The following is a 17990-nucleotide window of genomic DNA, read 5'->3' as shown; positions in this document are numbered from 1 at the left end:
GCATTAATGTTAAATTTATGATGGCAAATGCATCTAAATCTTATAAGTCTTACCTATTACTTTCTATAGTAGGCAGGTCTAAATTGACCTGTTATTCAATTAGGGTGTCTTTGGATAGTTTCAAAAGTAGAATTATTGCGGGCTTATGTTTTACATTATTTTGATTTAAAACTTCATAATTTACATTTTGCGCTGTATTCTTTTCTTGAAAACCTGCGATGAAGTGCTGTATTTTCTAGTTTTTATCTTTTTGTTTAGTCTCTATCGCCAAACCAATAACCTATTGTTAAATGATGAAATAGCGTAAAATTATTCTTAGAAAAATTGTAAATTGCTTTCACTTATAGATATTGATTCACCAGTCTATCTGATTTCACCAAATATTAAATCATTCATCAGTCTTCCGATTGTATGGTATGTTATACTATTTGAGGACTGATTAATATAAAAATAAACAGTCCCCCCAAATGAAACAGAAAAAAGAAAATAATCAAGAAAAAAAATTAAAATCTGAAAAAACCGACTTTTGGAAAGCCAGAAGCGAACTGGCAATGAGTATTAATAATGCAAGTATTGACGGAATGATCGCCCTTGATACTGATTTTAAAATCATCAGCTGTAATACAGTTATCGAAACATGGACAGGTTTTTTGCGTGATGATATAATCGACAAACCTTTTTACAGCGTATTTTCAGAAGCCAATAAAACAGTTTTTAATACTGCTTTCGAGAATGTCTTGGAAGGAAGAAAGTTTTTTCTGCCCCCTGAAGAATTCTACTTAAAAGGATATTTTGAGACACATGTAGTTCCTCTTCAAAATTGTTCCGGAGAAATAAATGGCATTTTACAGATTATTCATGATGTATCACACAGAGTTAAAGCCGAAGATCAGCTGAGAGAACTGAATGACCAATTGCTTCTAAAGTATACAGAATTACAGTATGCTAATGAAGAAATGGCAACATTTGCCAAAATCGCTGCTCATGATTTGATGGAACCTGTTCGAAAAATCTACATGTTTGCTGAACAGATAAAAAAGAATGAAGCCGTAAATTTATCCGACAGCGGCAAAGGAAATGTCAGACGAATGCAGACTAGTCTTCAGCGTTTAGGACTCCTTATGGATGATATTGTTAGTTTCCTTACGCTAAGCACTTCCAAAAAAGAAATGCAGCATGTTGATCTTAATACGATTCTGTCAAAAGTGCTCGACGGTTTACGTCATGAAATACAAGCAGCAGGTTTATTAATTAACGTGGGAACACTTCCAGTTATAAAAGGACATTCGAATGCATTAGAGCAGATTTTCAGACAGCTGATATCGAATGTTATTAAATTTATCCGAAAAGATGTCGTTCCTGAACTTTTAATTACCTGCGAGAAAGTTTTGGGAAAAGAAATTTCTTTTAAAGAAGCTCGTCCTAATGAAAGCTATTATTGTATTGCGTTTAAAGATAATGGGATTGGGTTTGAATCCAGATTTAGCGAGCGTATTTTTGAGTTGTTCCAGCAGCTTCATCCGCATGGTGCCTACAAAGGAAGTGGAAAAGGATTGGCAATCGCTCTTAAAGCTGCCCGGCTGCATAAAGGATTTATAAAGGCCGATAGTGAACCTGGTCAGGGAAGTACTTTTTACTGTTACCTTTCTCAATAACTGCATAAAATGACAAATAAAAAAAAAGTAATATTAACAGAAGATGATTCGGCTATTCAAGATGCCATTAAGATGATTTTGCAAAGCGCAGGTTATGCAGTAACGGTATTTTCAAATGGAGATAATCTGGTAAAAGGTAATTATGATATTCCAGATTTATTTATTCTTGACAAACAATTATCAGGCGTAGACGGATTAGACGTCTGCAGTTTGATAAAAAGTAAGCCTGATACTGCAAAAGTTCCTATCATAATAATATCGGCAAGTCCACAAGTAGCACCTGCAGCTTTTAAAGCAGGAGCAAATGCTTTTTTAGAAAAACCTTTTAAAAGACGCGAAATGCTGGAACTCGTTAATGGTCTTATTACATAATTATGAAGAAACATAAATCGTTACATGAGACGAACATCAAGCCTAAAACAGATCGTCTTAGTACAGAAAAACAGTTACAGCTTTTACAAACTATCATCGATAATTCGCTTGATATTATTCAGGTATTTCAATCGGTTAGGGATCAAAATAATAAAATAGTCGATTTTATCTGGATTATGAATAACAAAGGAGGCGTAGCCCAAAACGGTGACGTTATTGGCTCTTCATTACTGTCTAAAAATCCAGGTGTGATCCCGAGTGGTATTTTTGATAAAATGGTCAGTGTAGTTGAAACCGGCGAACCCGTACAGCATGAACAGTATTATCATTATGAACAGTTTGAAGGCTGGTTTTATCAAGCACTTGTAAAATCTGATGATGGATTGGTAATGACCAGCCGTGATATTTCCAAACAGAAAAAAGCAGAACAGGGAATGAGAGAGCAGTCTCATTTTATAAATAGTATTACAGAAATGATGCCCGATGTTGTATCAGTAGTTGAATTTCCTTCTAGAAATATTCTTTATGCCAACCGCGATACGCTTACCTGGATAGGTTTTGAAGTAGATGAAATACAAAAAATGCCTTTTAAAGACCGTATTAAATTGTTTCATCCTGAGGATATACCTGCCATTCAAGAATTTTATGAACGATTTCATACTCTTAAAGACAGGGAGGAAAATAAAGTAGAATATCGCATTAAAGATAATAATGAACAATGGGCCAGAATTTCGCTGAGAGGACAAGTATTTGCCAGAGATAAAAATAATAATCCCAGCCAGCTGTTGTTTGTTGCACAAAATATAACAGCTCAAAAAAATGCAGAAAAAGAAATATTAAGCTTAAAAGACGAAATAGCAGAACATGCTGAAGATAAATACCGTACGCTTTTTAATTCAATTGATGAAGGATTTTTAATCCATGAGATGGTGAGAGATGAAGAAGATAGAGCTGTCAACTTTAGATTGATGGAAGTAAACCCTGCATTTACACGTCAGACAGGATTAGGAAATGACACTGTAGGGAAACTTGCCACCGAGTTTTTACCGAACCTCGAAAAATCCTGGATTGATACTTATGACAGAGTGGCCCGAAGCGGCGTGGCGGAGCGTGTTGAAAATTATAACCAAGCAACTCAGCGATGGTATAATGTTCATGTTTCGAGAGTAGGTCATGGAAACCGACAGGTAGCTGTATTATTTGACGACATTACAGAACGTAAGGAATCTGAAAGAATACTTCAGGAAAACCAATTCCAGTTAAAAGATCTGCTTAAACAACGCAGTGAATTTATCGTTGTAGCCAGTCATGAACTCAAAACACCCGTCACCAGTATAAAAGCCTATGCAGAAATCGTACAAGAAAGACTTGAGGAAATAGGAAATCTTGAAGATAGTGTGCTGCTTGGTAAACTAAACGAGCAGATTGATCGTCTTACCATACTGATTAATAATCTTCTGGATATTACTAAAATTGAACAAGGAAAAATGCCGATTCATTTCGAATATCTGGCTCTAGATACTATTTTAGAAGAGAGAATACAAGAAATCCAGAGAACTACTAATCATAGAATTGAATTGATTATCGAACAACCGTTACAGGTAAAAGGAGATAAACAGCGCATTGGACAAGTAATAACCAATCTCTTGTCTAATGCGGTAAAATACTCCCCAAAAGAATCTCTTATAACTGTTGAAAGTAATACTGGGAAAAATGATGTTACGATAAGCATTGCAGACGAAGGCTACGGAATTCCCGAAAAGGATCTTGATAAAGTTTTCGACAAATTCTTTCGTGTCACAACCAATAATATGGATACTTTTCCGGGTATGGGATTAGGATTGTATTTGGCAGCTCAAATTGTGCTAGAGCATGGAGGCAGAATATGGGTAGAGAGTATAGAAGGTAAAGGATCTGTATTCTATTTTACTTTACCGTTAATAAACTAGCATATCATTTTATTTTAAATGTAAATTATTGATTTGATTATCAGATGTATATTGTAAAAATAGATTTGAATTCTGTAAATACGCCTTACTATGAAAGTCTACTTTGCGCTATATTAATTTTTAAAAACTAGAATTATGTTACTAGAAAATGAAAACACAGAAAGCGCTACTGCTAAGGCAATTGAGGAACAGACTTCTAAGCTGCCATCAGATTTGTTTTTATATGCTTCGCTAGCTTCAATGGGAACTTCTTTGGCATTAAAATGCCTGGGTCATAAACACACGGCACTCTTTGTAGGACAATGGGCGTCGCCTTTTCTGCTGCTGGGTATTTATAACAAACTGGTTAAGCAAAACGGACACGATGCTGAAGATAAATCGTAATGCTAATTTTTAACTACTGTATTAAAAAATAAAGCTGCCATAATAATAGGCAGCTTTATTTGTATAGTTGAATTTCTGAAAGCTTGTCAACTACGAAAAAAGGATGAGGAAAACTGTTTGTAATTGATTAAAGATAAATATGAGCTACTACAAGCCGAGAATTGTATAAGTATCTTAAGAAATCTTGTAAAAAAGTGAATATATAAGGCTTTTAAATTTGCCTTTCGTTTCATCAAAATTTAATTAAAAAAATATTTAGATATGTCATCTATAGATTATAATCAATCACAAGCAGGAAAAAGATACCTCATTCCCATTCTCATGCTCATCGTTCCATTTCTTTTTAAACTACCTCACTCATCAGTAGAAAGTATTATACTTTACAGTGCATCTGCAACTCTGATTTTAAATGGAATGATAACCAAATGTGGTACCGGATTTATAAGGGTAATACCATTAAACGTGTATCTGCTTCTGTATGTATTGACAGGTATGTTTCTGGCAGTGTCACCTTGGATACTGAATTTCTCACATCGTATATTCATGCCTCATTTAATTTTGGGAACAGCTGCCATAATTCATGGTCTTAAACGCCGTTCCGAGTTTGAGGAACATTCATATGAGGAATAATAAACGCTATTCCATATAGTTTTGCTAATGGTCTGATCTAATTTTTGAATTAAATTCTTATAAACTTTTGATTGTATTATGTAAGTAACCAATTGATTTAAATCTCAAATTTGATATTAAGTTTAATTTAAAAGCGTACTTATGTTGAATTCTGTTACACCATGGACGGCCACGGTACAGGCTGATATAGTTAATGCCAGTCTTTTACATGAAATGCAATTATCACATTACAATTTGCAATTTTATAATGCAGGTGATTCGATCTGGCTCACTGTTCAATGGCCAGATGCAGGACGTATTGCATTTCGAATGGCTTTTGGAATGAATAGTGTCTTTTACAAAGCAGATCTCGTTACTGAATCCAAACAAATTGTTATAAACGCATCAACGCGTCTTGGGCGTTACACAATCACAGTTTCATTTCCTGAATCTGATCCGCCTGTAATTCGATACACTACCCAGTTTACAGCAGCATTTTCTCTTTTAATTCCATTCTGGCCACGAGACATTGTACCGTTAACCGCAGATGGCCGAGTGGAAAATACCTCTGGAATTATTCATACACATCAGGTAGGATCTCGTTCTGGGCATATATATTTTAGTATGACCAAGCCGCAGAATGGTTCTGTATTTTATTTTCAGAATCTTAGTGCGATGTCTCATTATTGTGATGCGTCTGAAACATCACTTGCCGATACAGTAGGAGGTAAGTGGCCAGAAATTGGTTTTGAATTCCCTGTTAATAAAGAGAAACCTATTCCAGAAAATGTAGAATTTACCATTTCGGATGCTTTTATAATCCTTAATGAAAATATTGTAAAAGATGATCTCCAAGCTACATCTGAGTTTTTAAATTATCTCGCAGTTCTGTATCCGCATATTTCCAAACCTGAAATTTCCTATCAGGACTGGCCTTGTATTGCAGAAAAAGTCCTTGAACAGCTTTATCTTAACAAAGGATGCTGGATGATGGCCAATGATTCTCCTTATTTAAATGCCTATGTACAAGACTATAAAACTCCCGCAGAAATTATGGTGCAGCTCGCCGTTAAGCTTCCTCTTCATGAATATCTTGTGTGGTCAGAAAATAGCCATCCGCTTTATGATGATCTGGATAAAGGACTTGAACAGTTTTATGATGAACGTGTAAAAAGCGTAGTCCGCTGGCATCCGGCATTAGTAGATCAGCTTGACAAATCTGAAGAACAAAAACAAGAAATGGTCATGGATTCCTGGTATCTGCATCATCCGCTTTTAAACCTCGCCCGTCTGGCACACAGAGGGGACAAGAAAGCTGAAAAGCTTTTTCTAAATTCGGTTGATTATGCCATAAAAGCAGCCCATCATTTTGATTACGATTGGCCTGTTTTCTACAAAATGACCACTTTTGAAGTAATCAAAGCAGAAACAGCTCCAGGAAGAGGAGGTGAAAAAGATGTTCCCGGATCTTATGCGCATGTAATGCTCATGGCTTATAAATTGACAGGAGAGAAACGATTTCTTACTGAAGCCAAAAGAGCTTTGAAGAGTTTGGAAGGACTTGGTTTCGATATTTTTTATCAGGCCAATAATACAGCTTTTTCTGCTGGAGCTTTGGTAGAATTATACAGAGAAACCCAAGATGAACAATATCTTAAATTGAGCTATTGCTGTTTAGCAGGTGTATTTAAAAATGTTCAGCTTTGGGAATGTGATTATGGATATGGGAAAAATTTTCCGAGTTTCTTTTCTGTTTTTCCATTAAATGATGCTCCATACACTGCGGCTTACGAAGAATTTGAGGTATATGCGGCACTTCATCATTATATGGAAGTTACAGATGGAATTGATATACTGCCTTCTCTAAAAATACTTATTCCAGAGTTTATTAAATATGCAGTTTCCAGACTTGCCTTTTATTTTCCACCCCTTCTTCCTGCTGAAATGATCGCTGAGGAAATTAAAACAGGACAAGTGCAGAAAGAACTGTGGGTACCTTTGGAAGACATACATGATGGCTGGGAAAACTCAGGTGAAGTGGGACAGGAAGTATATGGCACCGGAATGTCATTTGGAGTTATTCCTAGACAGTACTTTAGAATCAAGGCTCTAGATGCTGTAGGTTTTATCGATTATCCAGCAGTAAATTTTCGCTTTGGCAAAACCAAACTCACTTTTCGTTTAACAGGTAATCCGAATTTTAAAGCTTCTATGAGATTGCAGGGACTCTCTAAATCTGCTTTATCTAAAGTTAAAGTTGAGGTAAAACAAGCTTCGAAATATAATGAAATCAAAGCTTCTAATGATAACAAATTTGAATTTGCGGGCGATTCAAGTATTCGTATAAGCTGGTAAAATATCAAAATCAACTATCAGTATTAAAGAAACAACATATGGAAATTGTAAGCCTTAGACCTCATTTCCAGATTATGTAACGGAATAGTGATATAATAAATAGAAATTATGAAAGCAGATGCAATAACACTAGAAAAATTATGGATGGAAGAACTGAGAAGACTTTTGGGTTGTGAGCGTCAGAGTTTAAAATTACTGCCTAAAGCTAGAAATAATGCCTCCTCTCCAAACCTTACTTCTGTAATTGAAGGATACATTGAAATTACTCGTCAGCAGATTATTAGAATTGAACAAATTTTCGGGATCAAAAATAGTAAAGCAAGAGGAAGAAAAAGTATAGCAGTGCAACGACTTATCAATGAAGGACAAAATGTACTTTATGATACAATTTTAGGACCAGTAAGAGATGTGGCCCTTATTGCTACAGTCCAGAAAGTAATCCATTATCAGATCTCACTTTACGATAGTTTAGCAGCATGGAGTCATAAGCTTAATGAAAATCGAATTGGTGATATGCTTGCAGTGGCATCAGACGAAGAAAAAACAGCTGACCATTTGTTTTCAGAAGCGGCCATAACCACTATTAATTATGATGCAGCGATAGATGAAAACAGAAAAAAAACAACGTCACGATACAATCCAAAACTATAAAGAATTCTAATATTCAATAGAGGAAGTACGGTGACAATTATGTTTTTCCGCTGAATGGTTTACGATTAATTTTTATATTTGAGAATAAAATTGATAAAATGAGCGAAAATAAAAAACCGTATGCCTTAATAACAGGTGCAAGCAAAGGAATTGGAAAATCTATTGCTTACGAATTAGCTAAACAAGGTTATTCGTTGCTGCTGGTTGCAAGAAGTGAACAGGAATTACAAACATTATCTGATGATCTTCAACTCAAATATGGTATTTCTGCTCCTTTTTTATCCATTGATCTTTCAATAAATGATGCATCGCTTCAAGTAACGAACTGGGTAAAAATGAATAACTATCCAATTGGTATTTTAGTAAACAATGCTGGTTATGGTGTTTGGGGAGATTTTAGCAAGTCTTCATTAACCGATCAACTTGGCATGATGCAGCTAAATATGAATGTAATAGTCGAACTTTCACATTTATTACTGCCAGCACTTTCACAACAAAAACAAGCTTATATTCTCAATATATCAAGTACTGCGGCCTATCAGGCTGTGCCTACGCTAGCGGTGTATTCGGCTACAAAGGCTTTTGTTTTATCGTTTACACGTGCTTTGCGTTTTGAACTTGCTAAAACTTCAATTTCTGTAACTTGTTTTAGTCCAGGTCCCGTTAATACCGGTTTTGCTTCGAGAGCAGGATTAGAAGCTCTAAATAAAATGGCTGAAAAGTTTAATATGCAGCCAGATGAGGTGGCAAAAATGGCAGTAAAAGCCATGTTCAGCAAAAAATCAGAAGTTATTCCAGGTTTTACGAATATCATTTCTGTGTATGCCAATCGTATACTGCCAAAGGCTTTTATCGAAAAAACAGCTGCTGGGATTTATAAGGTTTAAATTTTTTTTTCAAAAAAACTAAAAAAAAATCATTGCAAAAGAAAATTTATATTATCTTCGTATTAAATATCTACTAATTCGATAGAATATGTCAAGTAAAAGAAATTTGTTTAATTTTCCTAAAAGCCAAATGCAGGCAAACATGCGAATGTGTTGTTGTTGCTGTTGTTGCTGTTGCTAGTCTTTTAGATAAAATTTCAAACTTATTATTTCATTTATTAAATATATTTATCATGGTATCTTCTTATAAAACTTTCACACTTGCTAATCAATTAACTGATGAGCAAATCAACTTTTTCAACCAATATGGCTTTATCCACTTCAAAAATTTTATAAATCCAGAAACTGTTTCAGCAATCATTAATGCTTCGAAAGAAGTAGAACAAAAATGGATTGACAATGATCTTCAAAAAGTAAATGGTGTTCCCATTAAATATGGAAAAGATTTAGATGGATCTCCTATAGTACAGCGTTTTGCTTTTATCAATCAACATCATCAAACCTTAAGCGGTCTTTTACTTGATCCAAGATTTAACAGCTTATTACAACTCGCAGGTGATGATGCAAGATTAGGTACTGAAGAAAAAGATGGAATGGTTTTCAATCATTATATCAACGGACCAGAAAGTAAGTTTAGCAAAATGGGATGGCATACAGATGGTTTAAGAGACATTTTTTATGGTACAAAATTAAACCCAATGTTAAATGTGGGGATTCACTTAAGTACATTAAAACCCGAAAACGGCGGTCTTAAAATTATCCCAGGCACTCACAAACAAAGTATTTATCAAATGCTTTTCCGTAAAAAATACTTTTTAGATCATAAAGCCGATCCAGAAGAAGTTTCTATCAATCCAGAAGCAGGAGATTTAACCATTCACGATGGACGTTTGTGGCACAGAGTCGCAGAATCTTCTATCCGTGGCGAAGAAAGCAGAAGGAGAGTTATTTATATTCCAATTATAGCTGGAAAATATGCTCCTAAAAATGAAAATAGCCCAACGGTTTTCTATCAACGTTTTGCTGGTATTGTTAAATAATATGCTGTTTATTCTTGCATTTAGTTATCTGGTAAGATCAGGTAAGCTAAAAAAGACGACTGATTTTTTTAAAAATATTCAAGGAAGAATAAAGTTTAAAATTGTAAAACTAGAATTAACAATACTATTAGGCTTACTAAAATTAGGTTATTAATGGCAACAGAAAAACAGGTTGAAGGTAACAGTGAGATTCTACAACGAACATTTTCAGACCGTAAGCGAACTAATATTTTAAAAAGAGCAGAACAATTAACCATTGTATTTTTACTTCCAAAAGTACCTAAATTTATTTCGCCTAATTTACTCACTTTAATTGGTGCACTAGGTTCGGGATTAATTTTTTTAGCTTTTGTTTTAGGGGCTTATCTAACAAAGTGGTATTTGCTTTTAGGTATTATGGGTTTAGTTATAAACTGGCTGGGTGATTCTTTAGATGGAAGGTTGGCATATTACAGAAATATTCCACGTCGTTGGTATGGTTTTGCACTGGATATTATTGCTGATTGGATTGGTATTGTACTCATTGGTTTTGGTTATTATATTTATGCTGAAAATGGCACACAGATACTAGCTTTTGCTTTTGTGGCATTTTACGGCTGGTCTATCATCATCAGTCAGTTACGATACAAAATTACAAATGAATACACAATAGATTCCGGCTTTGTTGGTCCAACAGAACTTCGATTTATCATTGCTTTAATTTTAATTATAGAAGTTATATTTGATGGATCAATCACCTATTTGGCTGGCTCAATCACGGCTATTTTATTTGTAATTAATATAATAGACAGCTTAATACTTTTGAAGTTAGGGGATTTGAAAGATAAAAACCAATACTAATGTTTAAGAAAAAATCTATTTTCACTTTTCTTCAAGCACAAGTTGCGGCATTTTTAGGCGGTATTACTGATTACGGTTTAATGATCTTATTAACAGAAGTATTTAAACTGCATTTTACTTTTTCCATTCTTATTTCTGGAACCATTGGTGCCATAATCAATTTCAGCATCAATAGATTTTGGGTATTTAAAAATCAATCTGGTTACAGCAGTCCCATCAATAGCCAGCTTTTTAAATTTGCTGTGGTTGTATTAGGAAGTATTTCTTTAAAATCATTTGGTACGCTTATTTTTCAAAAGGCATTTCAAATTGATTATAGAATTGGAAGATTAATCACAGACTTGTTTGTTTCTTATGGATTTAATTATCCGCTGATAAAAAATTGGGTTTTTAGAGTAAACGAAAAACAGAATGTTATCGAATCAAATTAGATTAAATATTTATTATGAATCAATTTTTATTTAAATATTTTACAAAGTCATTAGTGCTTATGATGATTTTTGTAAATGTAATTTCCGAAGATTTATTGGCACAAAATCCATCGCCTTTAAATTTTCCAACACCAAAAAATATAGATCATATGCTGTTTTATATTCAGCGTGATCCCAATATAAATACTGCTATTTATGCTATAAATTATGAGGAAAATGGAAAAATAAACAAAAGCAATCCTATAAAAGCGTATTGGATTCGATATGCTGAGAAAGGAGAAAAAGAAGATTTTAATTATATACAACGAAAATTTGCATATGGTATAGAAAGTAAAACCTTAAATAATGAGGAGTTCGAACTCCGATTTGTATCGTATAAAAAGCTGCCTTTAACTTTAAAAAAGATAGATGCAGATCAAAAATACCATGTTTTTGTGCATTTAAATCAAAAAAAAATACAGGTAGAAAAAATATTTGTCCGTATTGAAGGAGGTTCTTTCTGGTTGCCAAATGTAAAGTATGCCGAAGTGACTGGAGTGGATGTTTCTTCAAATAAAATAATTACGGAAAGAATGTTATTAAAATAAGATTCCTATTACCAACTAATAGTGTTGTGAAATGGCGCCAATTGTATTCAATTGGCGCCATTTTAATTTTATGGCATGGAAATAATCTGTGTATTAAATTGAATCAGTATTATGGTATTAGTTTTGTTTAACTATTCTTGAATAAATGTTAAACAATAACTATCTTTATGGTATAAAATAATGCTTTTGAAGCTAATTTAGGCAGCTATAAAAACATGAAATGCAGAAAAAATGGAAAATATAGTAGTAATAGGAGGCAGCAGAGGAATTGGTAAAGCAATAGTTTTACAGCAGTTAGAAAAAAGACAGGTTTATAGTATCAGCAGAACCATTTCTGAAATTTCTCATCCCAATCTCATTCAGTATTCAGCAGATATTTTACAGGTTGCGCTTCCTGAAATTGAAAAAATAGATGCTCTGATTTATTGTCCGGGTTCCATAAACTTGAAACCTATTTCAAGTCTCCACATTGACGATTTTAGAAATGATTTTGAAATCAATGTTATGGGTGCCGTAAAAGTAATTCAGCACTTTTTGCCAGCCTTAAAAAAGGGAACAAATCCCTCTATTGTTCTTTTCAGTACTGTTGCGGTAAAATTAGGAATGCCTTTTCATGCCAGTATTGCTGCGGCAAAAGGTGCGGTTGAAGGTCTTGTTAAGTCTTTAGGTGCAGAACTGGCTCCTGCAATTCGTATTAATGCTATCGCGCCAACAATCACTGAAACGCCATTATCGGCTTCCATTTTAAGAAATGACCGGATGAAAGAAAATATGATAGAGCGTCACCCGTTAAAAAACTATTTAAAACCTGAAGAAGTAGCACAAATGGCGGATTACTTGATTTCTAAAGCCGCAGGCGCAATATCTGGACAGATCTTTCAAATGGATTATGGTTTAGTCAGTTTTAAAATTTAATGGGTTTATGACATGAAAATTCTACTAACAGGTGCAACGGGATATATAGGCAAAAGACTGCTGCCTTTACTGCTTGAAAAAGGGTATGAGGTAATTTGCTGTGTACGGGATAAAAGCCGTTTTTATTATCCTGAAACGCCTTCAACAAATATACAAATCATTGAAGTTGACTTTTTAGATCAGAAGAGTGTAGATAAAATTCCCGACGATATTGATGCTGCTTATTATCTCATTCATTCCATGTCTGGAGCTGTAAATTATGATGAGCTGGAAAGTATTGCCGCTAATAATTTTAAAGAAAAAATAAATAGGACCAGTGCTAGACAGATTATTTATTTAAGCGGCATTGTCAATGATAAATCATTGTCAAAACATTTGTCATCCCGAAAAGCGGTAGAGGAAATTTTAAAATCAGGAACCACTCCAGCTACAACACTTAGAGCGGGAATTATCGTAGGATCTGGAAGTGCTTCTTTTGAAATTATACGTGATTTGGTTTACAAACTGCCTGTAATGATTACTCCAAAATGGCTTAACACCAAATGCCAGCCCATTGCTATTGCTGATGTTTTGGAATTTTTAATGAAATCACTGCTGAATTCTAAAACGTACCATGAAAGCTTTGATATTGGCGGTCCTGATATTCTTACCTATAAGCAGATGTTATTGCAGTTTGCAGAAGTCAAAAAACTCAAAAGATATATTTTTACCCTGCCGGTCATGACACCCAAATTATCGTCTTACTGGCTGTACTTCATAACTTCAACTTCATTCAAACTAGCTTCGGCCTTAGTGAGCAGTATGAAAGTCGAAGTAATCTGCAGTGATACTAGAATTAATACTCTATTAGACGTAAAGCCTATTACTTATAATGAAGCGCTGCAGAAAGCATTGATTAAAATTGATGAAGATGCTGTGGCTTCTAGCTGGAAGGATTCACAGATAAGCGGACAATTTAAAGGAAGTGTTGGATACTATTTAAAAGTGCCTAAAAAAGATTGTTTTATTGACAGAAGAAAAAGAGAAATCACAGACCGAGATGCTGTTATTGCAAAAATTTGGTCTATAGGTGGAGAAACCGGATGGTATTATGCAGATTGGCTTTGGAGTCTGCGTGGTTTTATAGATAAGATTTTTGGCGGAGTGGGAGCTAGACGAGGCAGAACAAACCGACAAAATATTCATGTGGGAGATGTACTGGACTTCTGGCGTGTGGTTTATGCTGATAAAAAGCAGGGAAAACTAATCTTGTATGCCGAAATGAAACTGCCCGGCGAAGCATGGCTTGAATTTAAAATTTTCAACAACACCTTATATCAGGCGGCAACTTTCAGGCCGAAAGGATTGGCAGGTAAGCTGTATTGGTACGCTGTACTGCCTTTTCATGGCTTTATTTTTAACGGTATGATTAATCAATTAATAAATCAAGAAAAATAAAAAAAAGATACAACTAGAAATTAGTTGTATCTTTTAGTGATTCTTACTGAATAATTTATGAACCATTTTCCGTATAAATAAAAATAATATTTAATTTAACTCATTAATTGTCTTTCAATTGAGGTTAAATTGACTTAATTCTTGGTTTTGTACTTGGAAAATTTGTGAATAACGGAAAAATCTCGCATCTTTAGTTGAAAAACTCGTTTAGCGCCAGAACGTTAGCAGTAATTTGAATCAAAATTTAATCATTAAAAAAATATGAAAATTTTTAGCTATTTGATTTTGTTAATTTTCACCGTAAATATAACTAACGCTCAAAATCCGGTATCGTACCCAAAGGACACTACTATTTCAAAACCGGAATTAAACTTCGAAGTGTTATGGCATACTTTCGAAGACAACTATGCCTTCTTTAAATTAAGGAATATTGACTGGCATGCAACCTATCAAAAATATAGGCCACTGATAAACGTCAATACTTCTAATGATTCTTTGTATACGGTTTTTTCTCAGATGCTGGCTCCTTTTAATGACAATCATATCAATGTTATCGTTCCAGGAATAAAGCAATTCAAATCCGTGAAACCTTCGCAGTTCGTAAAAGAGTTCCCAACAGATAGTTTACGTACTAAGTTTTGGCAAATGGTAAATTCTTCCTTATCTCAAAAAAAATTTACAGCGTTGCAATACGCAGGTCCTGAATTTAATCATGTGCCTCTGTTCGCTTATTCGCTTTCAAATGGTATTGGATACCTGCGTTTCAATAGATGCTTCGTTAATCAAGATTCTGATAATGTGCCTGATGCAGTAGTTGCAGGTAAGCTATTGGATACGCTGTTTGCAAGTTTTAAAGATGTGAAATCAATTATCGTAGATGTAAGAGATAATATTGGGGGTAATGATGAATTTGCTTATGAAGTTGCAGGCAGATTTACAGCTAGTAAAGTAATTGGCATGCATAAAAAAACAAGAATAAGAAAAGGAGGATATGAAGATTTTGGGCAGCTTGAAACTTGGTACACTGAGCCTAAAGGTGTTTTTCAATTTACAAAACCTGTTGTAGTCTTAACGAATGACAAAACAGTAAGCGCCGGAGATTTATTTGCTTCGATAATGAGAGAACTGCCTAATGTAAAAATTGTCGGTTCAAATACACGAGGCATTTACTCAAATATGTATGGCTTTACACTTCCGAATGGGTGGCTTATTTCACTCTCTAATGAACGGTACTACGACAACAAAATGATTTGTTATGAAGGAATCGGTGCACCTGTTGACATTTATGTTCTAAATACTCAAAATGATTTGCTAAACAGGAATGATCCAGTATTAGACACAGCTATCAAAGAATTATTAAAGCTCCGCAATTAAATACACTACCCTTAACAGGGTTTCCCGTTATGCGAGGCAGTAAAAACATAATTTTTTTAAGCCGTAAAATATTAATTTTAATACTTTTAGAGTTGGTGGAGAGAACAATCTCCAGAAGGCTGCCATATCGGGAAGCCACCGACGTTTTCGGACATTTTAAAACCGATAGCAGAATATAAATATATTATAAATATTAAAACGCACAAATAATATTGAATACTACAGATCTTCGAATTACACGACTGGGCCAAACAAGATTTGCAAAATCTACATATTTTTATATAGAAAGGAGACAGCTATTGCTAGTTGTCTCCTTATGACTACGGAACAAATTACAATAAAATTTATGGAATACATGAAGATTGACATACGATTTAGTATATCCTCATTGGTCTTATGAACTTGTTATAGATGTTTCTTATGTGGATTGGGGTAAGAAAACATTTAATTCGCGTTTAATTTTGCCCCTAGTTTATATAAACAGATATGATAAGAATAATTTTTTTTAATGTTATCTAGCGTTTATTTATTTTTAAAAGTATATCCAATGGTAACAAAGAAACTTTCATTGTAAATCTTCCATTGTGAATTGGTATTAGCATTTTCGATAAGAGGAACAAATCCTTGAATGTATCTGCCGCCTAAACGAATACCATTTGAAAATTCATAGTTTAAACCAGCAGTGAATCCGGCATCCATTTTTTGGCTGTATTTACTTGGCGTTGTACCATTACCGTAGAGTGATTTATCAGTATATAAATTTCCATCGGCATTCTTGCGCTGCAGGGAAGCATTTAGTAAAATTCCAATGTAAGGACCTGCAAAAAGCTGTATTCCTTTGTAATAAAAAGCAGGACTGACGGGAAATAATTCAATATACTGGCGTTTAAACTTACTTTTATAATCGCCGTTTAGCGTATCATTTAACTGAAGTGAAATCAATTTCCGACTGTAAAATACTTCGTGTTTTAATCCAAAGTATTTTGATAATTTATTATCAAGAGTAATTCCAATGGTTTGGCCGGTTAAACTTTTTAGTACCCCGCCGGTTGATAAGCTGTCTACATTCTGACCATTTAACGAAGACCCGTTTATGCCGCTACTAATGCCAAAAGCAAGTCCTGTTTGCTGTGCGCTGACTTTTAGCAGAAAACAAAACAGGAATAAAATTATATAGATTTTTTTCATTGTTTCAGAATTATTTTAAAAATTAATATCCCAGATACCCGCTGTTTTTTCCAGTTCTACTAAAGCTGCAGCATAATTGTAAAGGGTTTCATGATAACTAAGTTGCGTTTCGTTATAAGTTCGCTGTGCATTTAATACCTCAAGCAAAGTGGTTTTGCCGCGTTTGTAACTATAAACCTTTCCGTCCAGCAGTTTTTTTGCATCAGCCAATAAACCGGTATCAAACTGTTTAACTTGTTTTTGTGCGGTGAGATAGGCAAACCATGCTTTTCGTACTTCAGTTTGAATTTGTAATTCCGTTTGTTTGTACAAAGCGTCGGCTTGTTGTACACTGAATTCGGCAGCTTTTAATTCTCCTTTGTTTTGATTTGAAAATTTAAGCGGAATTGTAATTCCGGCAGAAACAGCATTAGAAGATGGAGTAGGAGCTACAACGTTACTAACAACAGAAGCATTTTCTACGCCTAAACTCAAACCCAGATTTAAAACTCTATTGGCTTTGGTTAATTTTAAAACTTCTTGGGCGACATTTTTGTTTTTAAGAGCTGCAAGCAAATCAGTTCTGTTATTTTGAGCTGTAACAATAAGTTCATTTAAATCAAACATGCGTTCAAATTTTGTCAAATCACCCAAAGGCAAATACAACGTATCTACTTTTTGATTTCCCAGCATTGTACCCAATTCCAAAAGAGCTGATTTCCAATCGGCTTCACTTTGGTAAACATCATTCAGCATTGAATTGGCTTCCAGTTTACTTTGGCAGGCATCGATCTCCGTAATACTTCCTAATTTAAAACGAATGCTGTCTGTAGCGGCAATGTTTTTAAGGATTGTGTAGGAGTTTAATTGAACTTTAAAAACTTGTTTATGTTTTAATCCGGTTAAATAATTTAAAGTAGCTTCGGCTCTTAGATTTCTAAAATAATCTTCTAACAAAGTTTTGGTGAGTTCTGTGGTACTTTTGGCTACATTTATTCGGGCTTTTCGTTTTCCACCTAATTCAAGCGTCCAGCTTAATTCTGTAGAGAAACCGTAACCCATCTGCATTCTGCGCTGGCCATTATCACTTGCACCTACAGCCAGTTCTGGATCCGGAAAAACTTTTGAAGCTTCAGTATTAGCCTGCGCAATTTCTACATTAAATTTTTCGGCGGCATATCCCAGATTATTTTTACTGACGAGAGAAAGAAAATCAGGATAGTTCATTTTTACCGAAACGAATGTTGTATCAACCTGGGCGTTTGATACTGCCGAAAAAACCAGCAGTATCAAAAGTGTTACCCATTTTTGTTTTATATTTTTAGTCATAAATATCG

At 34.4% G+C, this 17990-nt stretch carries 18 protein-coding genes; 15 read left to right on the top strand and 3 right to left on the bottom strand.

Features of this window, described 5'->3' with window-relative positions; all coding sequences use genetic code 11:
• Window positions 1-467 precede the first annotated feature (467 nt).
• The 4 genes from P2W75_RS09400 to P2W75_RS09385 all read left to right on the top strand — a co-directional run bounded on the left by P2W75_RS09400 (window position 468) and on the right by P2W75_RS09385 (window position 4360).
• Window positions 468-1655 carry an ATP-binding protein gene (locus P2W75_RS09400; protein ID WP_276380167.1) on the top strand — a complete coding sequence of 396 codons (1188 nt, stop codon included), beginning with the start codon at window positions 468-470 and terminating at the stop codon, window positions 1653-1655.
• 9 nt (window positions 1656-1664) lie between these two features.
• The gene (locus P2W75_RS09395; RefSeq protein WP_276380166.1) at window positions 1665-2027 is read left to right on the top strand and encodes a PleD family two-component system response regulator; all 363 of its coding nucleotides are present in this window, start codon (window positions 1665-1667) and stop codon (window positions 2025-2027) included.
• Window positions 2028-2029: 2 nt separating this feature from the next.
• Entirely contained in the window at window positions 2030-3976 is a 1947-nt protein-coding gene (locus tag P2W75_RS09390; RefSeq protein WP_276380165.1) for an ATP-binding protein, read from the top strand.
• 135 nt (window positions 3977-4111) lie between these two features.
• Window positions 4112-4360 (top strand): hypothetical protein, encoded by a 249-nt coding sequence (locus P2W75_RS09385; protein WP_207296425.1) that lies wholly within the window; start codon window positions 4112-4114, stop codon window positions 4358-4360.
• Between the two features lie 380 nt (window positions 4361-4740).
• Here the strand turns inward: P2W75_RS09385 and P2W75_RS09380 are convergent, their stop codons facing one another.
• Window positions 4741-4905, bottom strand: coding sequence for a hypothetical protein (locus tag P2W75_RS09380; protein ID WP_276380163.1), 165 nt, complete (start codon window positions 4903-4905; stop codon window positions 4741-4743).
• Between P2W75_RS09380 and P2W75_RS22600 the strand changes: the two genes are divergently transcribed.
• The 11 genes from P2W75_RS22600 to P2W75_RS09330 all read left to right on the top strand — a co-directional run bounded on the left by P2W75_RS22600 (window position 4853) and on the right by P2W75_RS09330 (window position 15486).
• Window positions 4853-4990, top strand: coding sequence for an SPW repeat protein (locus P2W75_RS22600; protein WP_373921637.1), 138 nt, complete (start codon window positions 4853-4855; stop codon window positions 4988-4990). The genes P2W75_RS09380 and P2W75_RS22600 overlap by 53 nt on opposite strands.
• Before the next feature lie 141 nt (window positions 4991-5131).
• On the top strand, window positions 5132-7324 hold the full coding sequence (locus P2W75_RS09375; protein ID WP_276380162.1) for a hypothetical protein: 2193 nt from the start codon (window positions 5132-5134) through the stop codon (window positions 7322-7324).
• Window positions 7325-7432: 108 nt separating this feature from the next.
• Window positions 7433-7975, top strand: coding sequence for a ferritin-like domain-containing protein (locus P2W75_RS09370; RefSeq protein ID WP_276380161.1), 543 nt, complete (start codon window positions 7433-7435; stop codon window positions 7973-7975).
• A 98-nt stretch (window positions 7976-8073) separates the two neighbouring features.
• Window positions 8074-8862 carry an SDR family oxidoreductase gene (locus P2W75_RS09365; RefSeq protein ID WP_276380160.1) on the top strand — a complete coding sequence of 263 codons (789 nt, stop codon included), beginning with the start codon at window positions 8074-8076 and terminating at the stop codon, window positions 8860-8862.
• Window positions 8863-9095: 233 nt separating this feature from the next.
• A complete protein-coding gene (locus tag P2W75_RS09360; RefSeq protein WP_207296420.1) occupies window positions 9096-9902 on the top strand; it encodes a phytanoyl-CoA dioxygenase family protein in 807 nt (268 codons plus the stop codon).
• Between the two features lie 153 nt (window positions 9903-10055).
• Window positions 10056-10742 carry a CDP-alcohol phosphatidyltransferase family protein gene (locus P2W75_RS09355; protein WP_276380159.1) on the top strand — a complete coding sequence of 229 codons (687 nt, stop codon included), beginning with the start codon at window positions 10056-10058 and terminating at the stop codon, window positions 10740-10742.
• Window positions 10742-11173 (top strand): GtrA family protein, encoded by a 432-nt coding sequence (locus tag P2W75_RS09350; protein WP_207296418.1) that lies wholly within the window; start codon window positions 10742-10744, stop codon window positions 11171-11173. The genes P2W75_RS09355 and P2W75_RS09350 overlap by 1 nt, the downstream gene beginning before the upstream one ends.
• A 14-nt stretch (window positions 11174-11187) precedes the next feature.
• Entirely contained in the window at window positions 11188-11760 is a 573-nt protein-coding gene (locus P2W75_RS09345; protein WP_276380158.1) for a DUF4833 domain-containing protein, read from the top strand.
• A gap of 231 nt (window positions 11761-11991) precedes the next feature.
• A complete protein-coding gene (locus tag P2W75_RS09340; RefSeq protein ID WP_276380157.1) occupies window positions 11992-12675 on the top strand; it encodes an SDR family NAD(P)-dependent oxidoreductase in 684 nt (227 codons plus the stop codon).
• 12 nt (window positions 12676-12687) lie between these two features.
• Window positions 12688-14112, top strand: coding sequence for an SDR family oxidoreductase (locus P2W75_RS09335; protein WP_276380156.1), 1425 nt, complete (start codon window positions 12688-12690; stop codon window positions 14110-14112).
• A gap of 261 nt (window positions 14113-14373) precedes the next feature.
• Window positions 14374-15486, top strand: a complete 1113-nt coding sequence (locus P2W75_RS09330; RefSeq protein WP_276380155.1) for a S41 family peptidase — start codon at window positions 14374-14376, stop codon at window positions 15484-15486.
• A 522-nt stretch (window positions 15487-16008) separates the two neighbouring features.
• Here the strand turns inward: P2W75_RS09330 and P2W75_RS09325 are convergent.
• Both P2W75_RS09325 and P2W75_RS09320 read right to left on the bottom strand, forming a co-directional pair.
• Window positions 16009-16674: an outer membrane beta-barrel protein gene (locus P2W75_RS09325; RefSeq protein WP_276380154.1), complete on the bottom strand. Its 666-nt coding sequence runs from the start codon at window positions 16672-16674 to the stop codon at window positions 16009-16011.
• Between the two features lie 15 nt (window positions 16675-16689).
• Window positions 16690-17982, bottom strand: a complete 1293-nt coding sequence (locus P2W75_RS09320; protein ID WP_276380153.1) for a TolC family protein — start codon at window positions 17980-17982, stop codon at window positions 16690-16692.
• Window positions 17983-17990 lie beyond the last annotated feature (8 nt).

Source organism: Flavobacterium sp. H4147, assembly GCF_029360735.1.
Taxonomy (GTDB): domain Bacteria; phylum Bacteroidota; class Bacteroidia; order Flavobacteriales; family Flavobacteriaceae; genus Flavobacterium; species Flavobacterium endoglycinae.
The sequence above is the reverse complement of the archived record's forward strand: the minus strand, read 5'-3'. Positions and strand labels throughout refer to the sequence as shown.

What these genes read in the sequence shown, in the direction of transcription:
- P2W75_RS09385 (WP_207296425.1), top strand. Translation starts at nt 4,112, where the DNA reads ATGTTACTAGAAAATGAAAACACAGAAAGCGCTACTGCTAAGGCAATT.
- P2W75_RS09345 (WP_276380158.1), top strand. Translation starts at nt 11,188, where the DNA reads ATGAATCAATTTTTATTTAAATATTTTACAAAGTCATTAGTGCTTATG.
- P2W75_RS09335 (WP_276380156.1), top strand. Translation starts at nt 12,688, where the DNA reads ATGAAAATTCTACTAACAGGTGCAACGGGATATATAGGCAAAAGACTG.
- P2W75_RS09390 (WP_276380165.1), top strand. Translation starts at nt 2,030, where the DNA reads ATGAAGAAACATAAATCGTTACATGAGACGAACATCAAGCCTAAAACA.
- P2W75_RS09330 (WP_276380155.1), top strand. Translation starts at nt 14,374, where the DNA reads ATGAAAATTTTTAGCTATTTGATTTTGTTAATTTTCACCGTAAATATA.
- P2W75_RS09340 (WP_276380157.1), top strand. Translation starts at nt 11,992, where the DNA reads ATGGAAAATATAGTAGTAATAGGAGGCAGCAGAGGAATTGGTAAAGCA.
- P2W75_RS09360 (WP_207296420.1), top strand. Translation starts at nt 9,096, where the DNA reads ATGGTATCTTCTTATAAAACTTTCACACTTGCTAATCAATTAACTGAT.
- P2W75_RS09395 (WP_276380166.1), top strand. Translation starts at nt 1,665, where the DNA reads ATGACAAATAAAAAAAAAGTAATATTAACAGAAGATGATTCGGCTATT.
- P2W75_RS09400 (WP_276380167.1), top strand. Translation starts at nt 468, where the DNA reads ATGAAACAGAAAAAAGAAAATAATCAAGAAAAAAAATTAAAATCTGAA.
- P2W75_RS09355 (WP_276380159.1), top strand. Translation starts at nt 10,056, where the DNA reads ATGGCAACAGAAAAACAGGTTGAAGGTAACAGTGAGATTCTACAACGA.
- P2W75_RS09380 (WP_276380163.1), bottom strand. Translation starts at nt 4,905, where the DNA reads ATGAATATACGATGTGAGAAATTCAGTATCCAAGGTGACACTGCCAGA.
- P2W75_RS09365 (WP_276380160.1), top strand. Translation starts at nt 8,074, where the DNA reads ATGAGCGAAAATAAAAAACCGTATGCCTTAATAACAGGTGCAAGCAAA.
- P2W75_RS09375 (WP_276380162.1), top strand. Translation starts at nt 5,132, where the DNA reads ATGTTGAATTCTGTTACACCATGGACGGCCACGGTACAGGCTGATATA.
- P2W75_RS09320 (WP_276380153.1), bottom strand. Translation starts at nt 17,982, where the DNA reads ATGACTAAAAATATAAAACAAAAATGGGTAACACTTTTGATACTGCTG.
- P2W75_RS22600 (WP_373921637.1), top strand. Translation starts at nt 4,853, where the DNA reads ATGTTTCTGGCAGTGTCACCTTGGATACTGAATTTCTCACATCGTATA.
- P2W75_RS09370 (WP_276380161.1), top strand. Translation starts at nt 7,433, where the DNA reads ATGAAAGCAGATGCAATAACACTAGAAAAATTATGGATGGAAGAACTG.
- P2W75_RS09325 (WP_276380154.1), bottom strand. Translation starts at nt 16,674, where the DNA reads ATGAAAAAAATCTATATAATTTTATTCCTGTTTTGTTTTCTGCTAAAA.
- P2W75_RS09350 (WP_207296418.1), top strand. Translation starts at nt 10,742, where the DNA reads ATGTTTAAGAAAAAATCTATTTTCACTTTTCTTCAAGCACAAGTTGCG.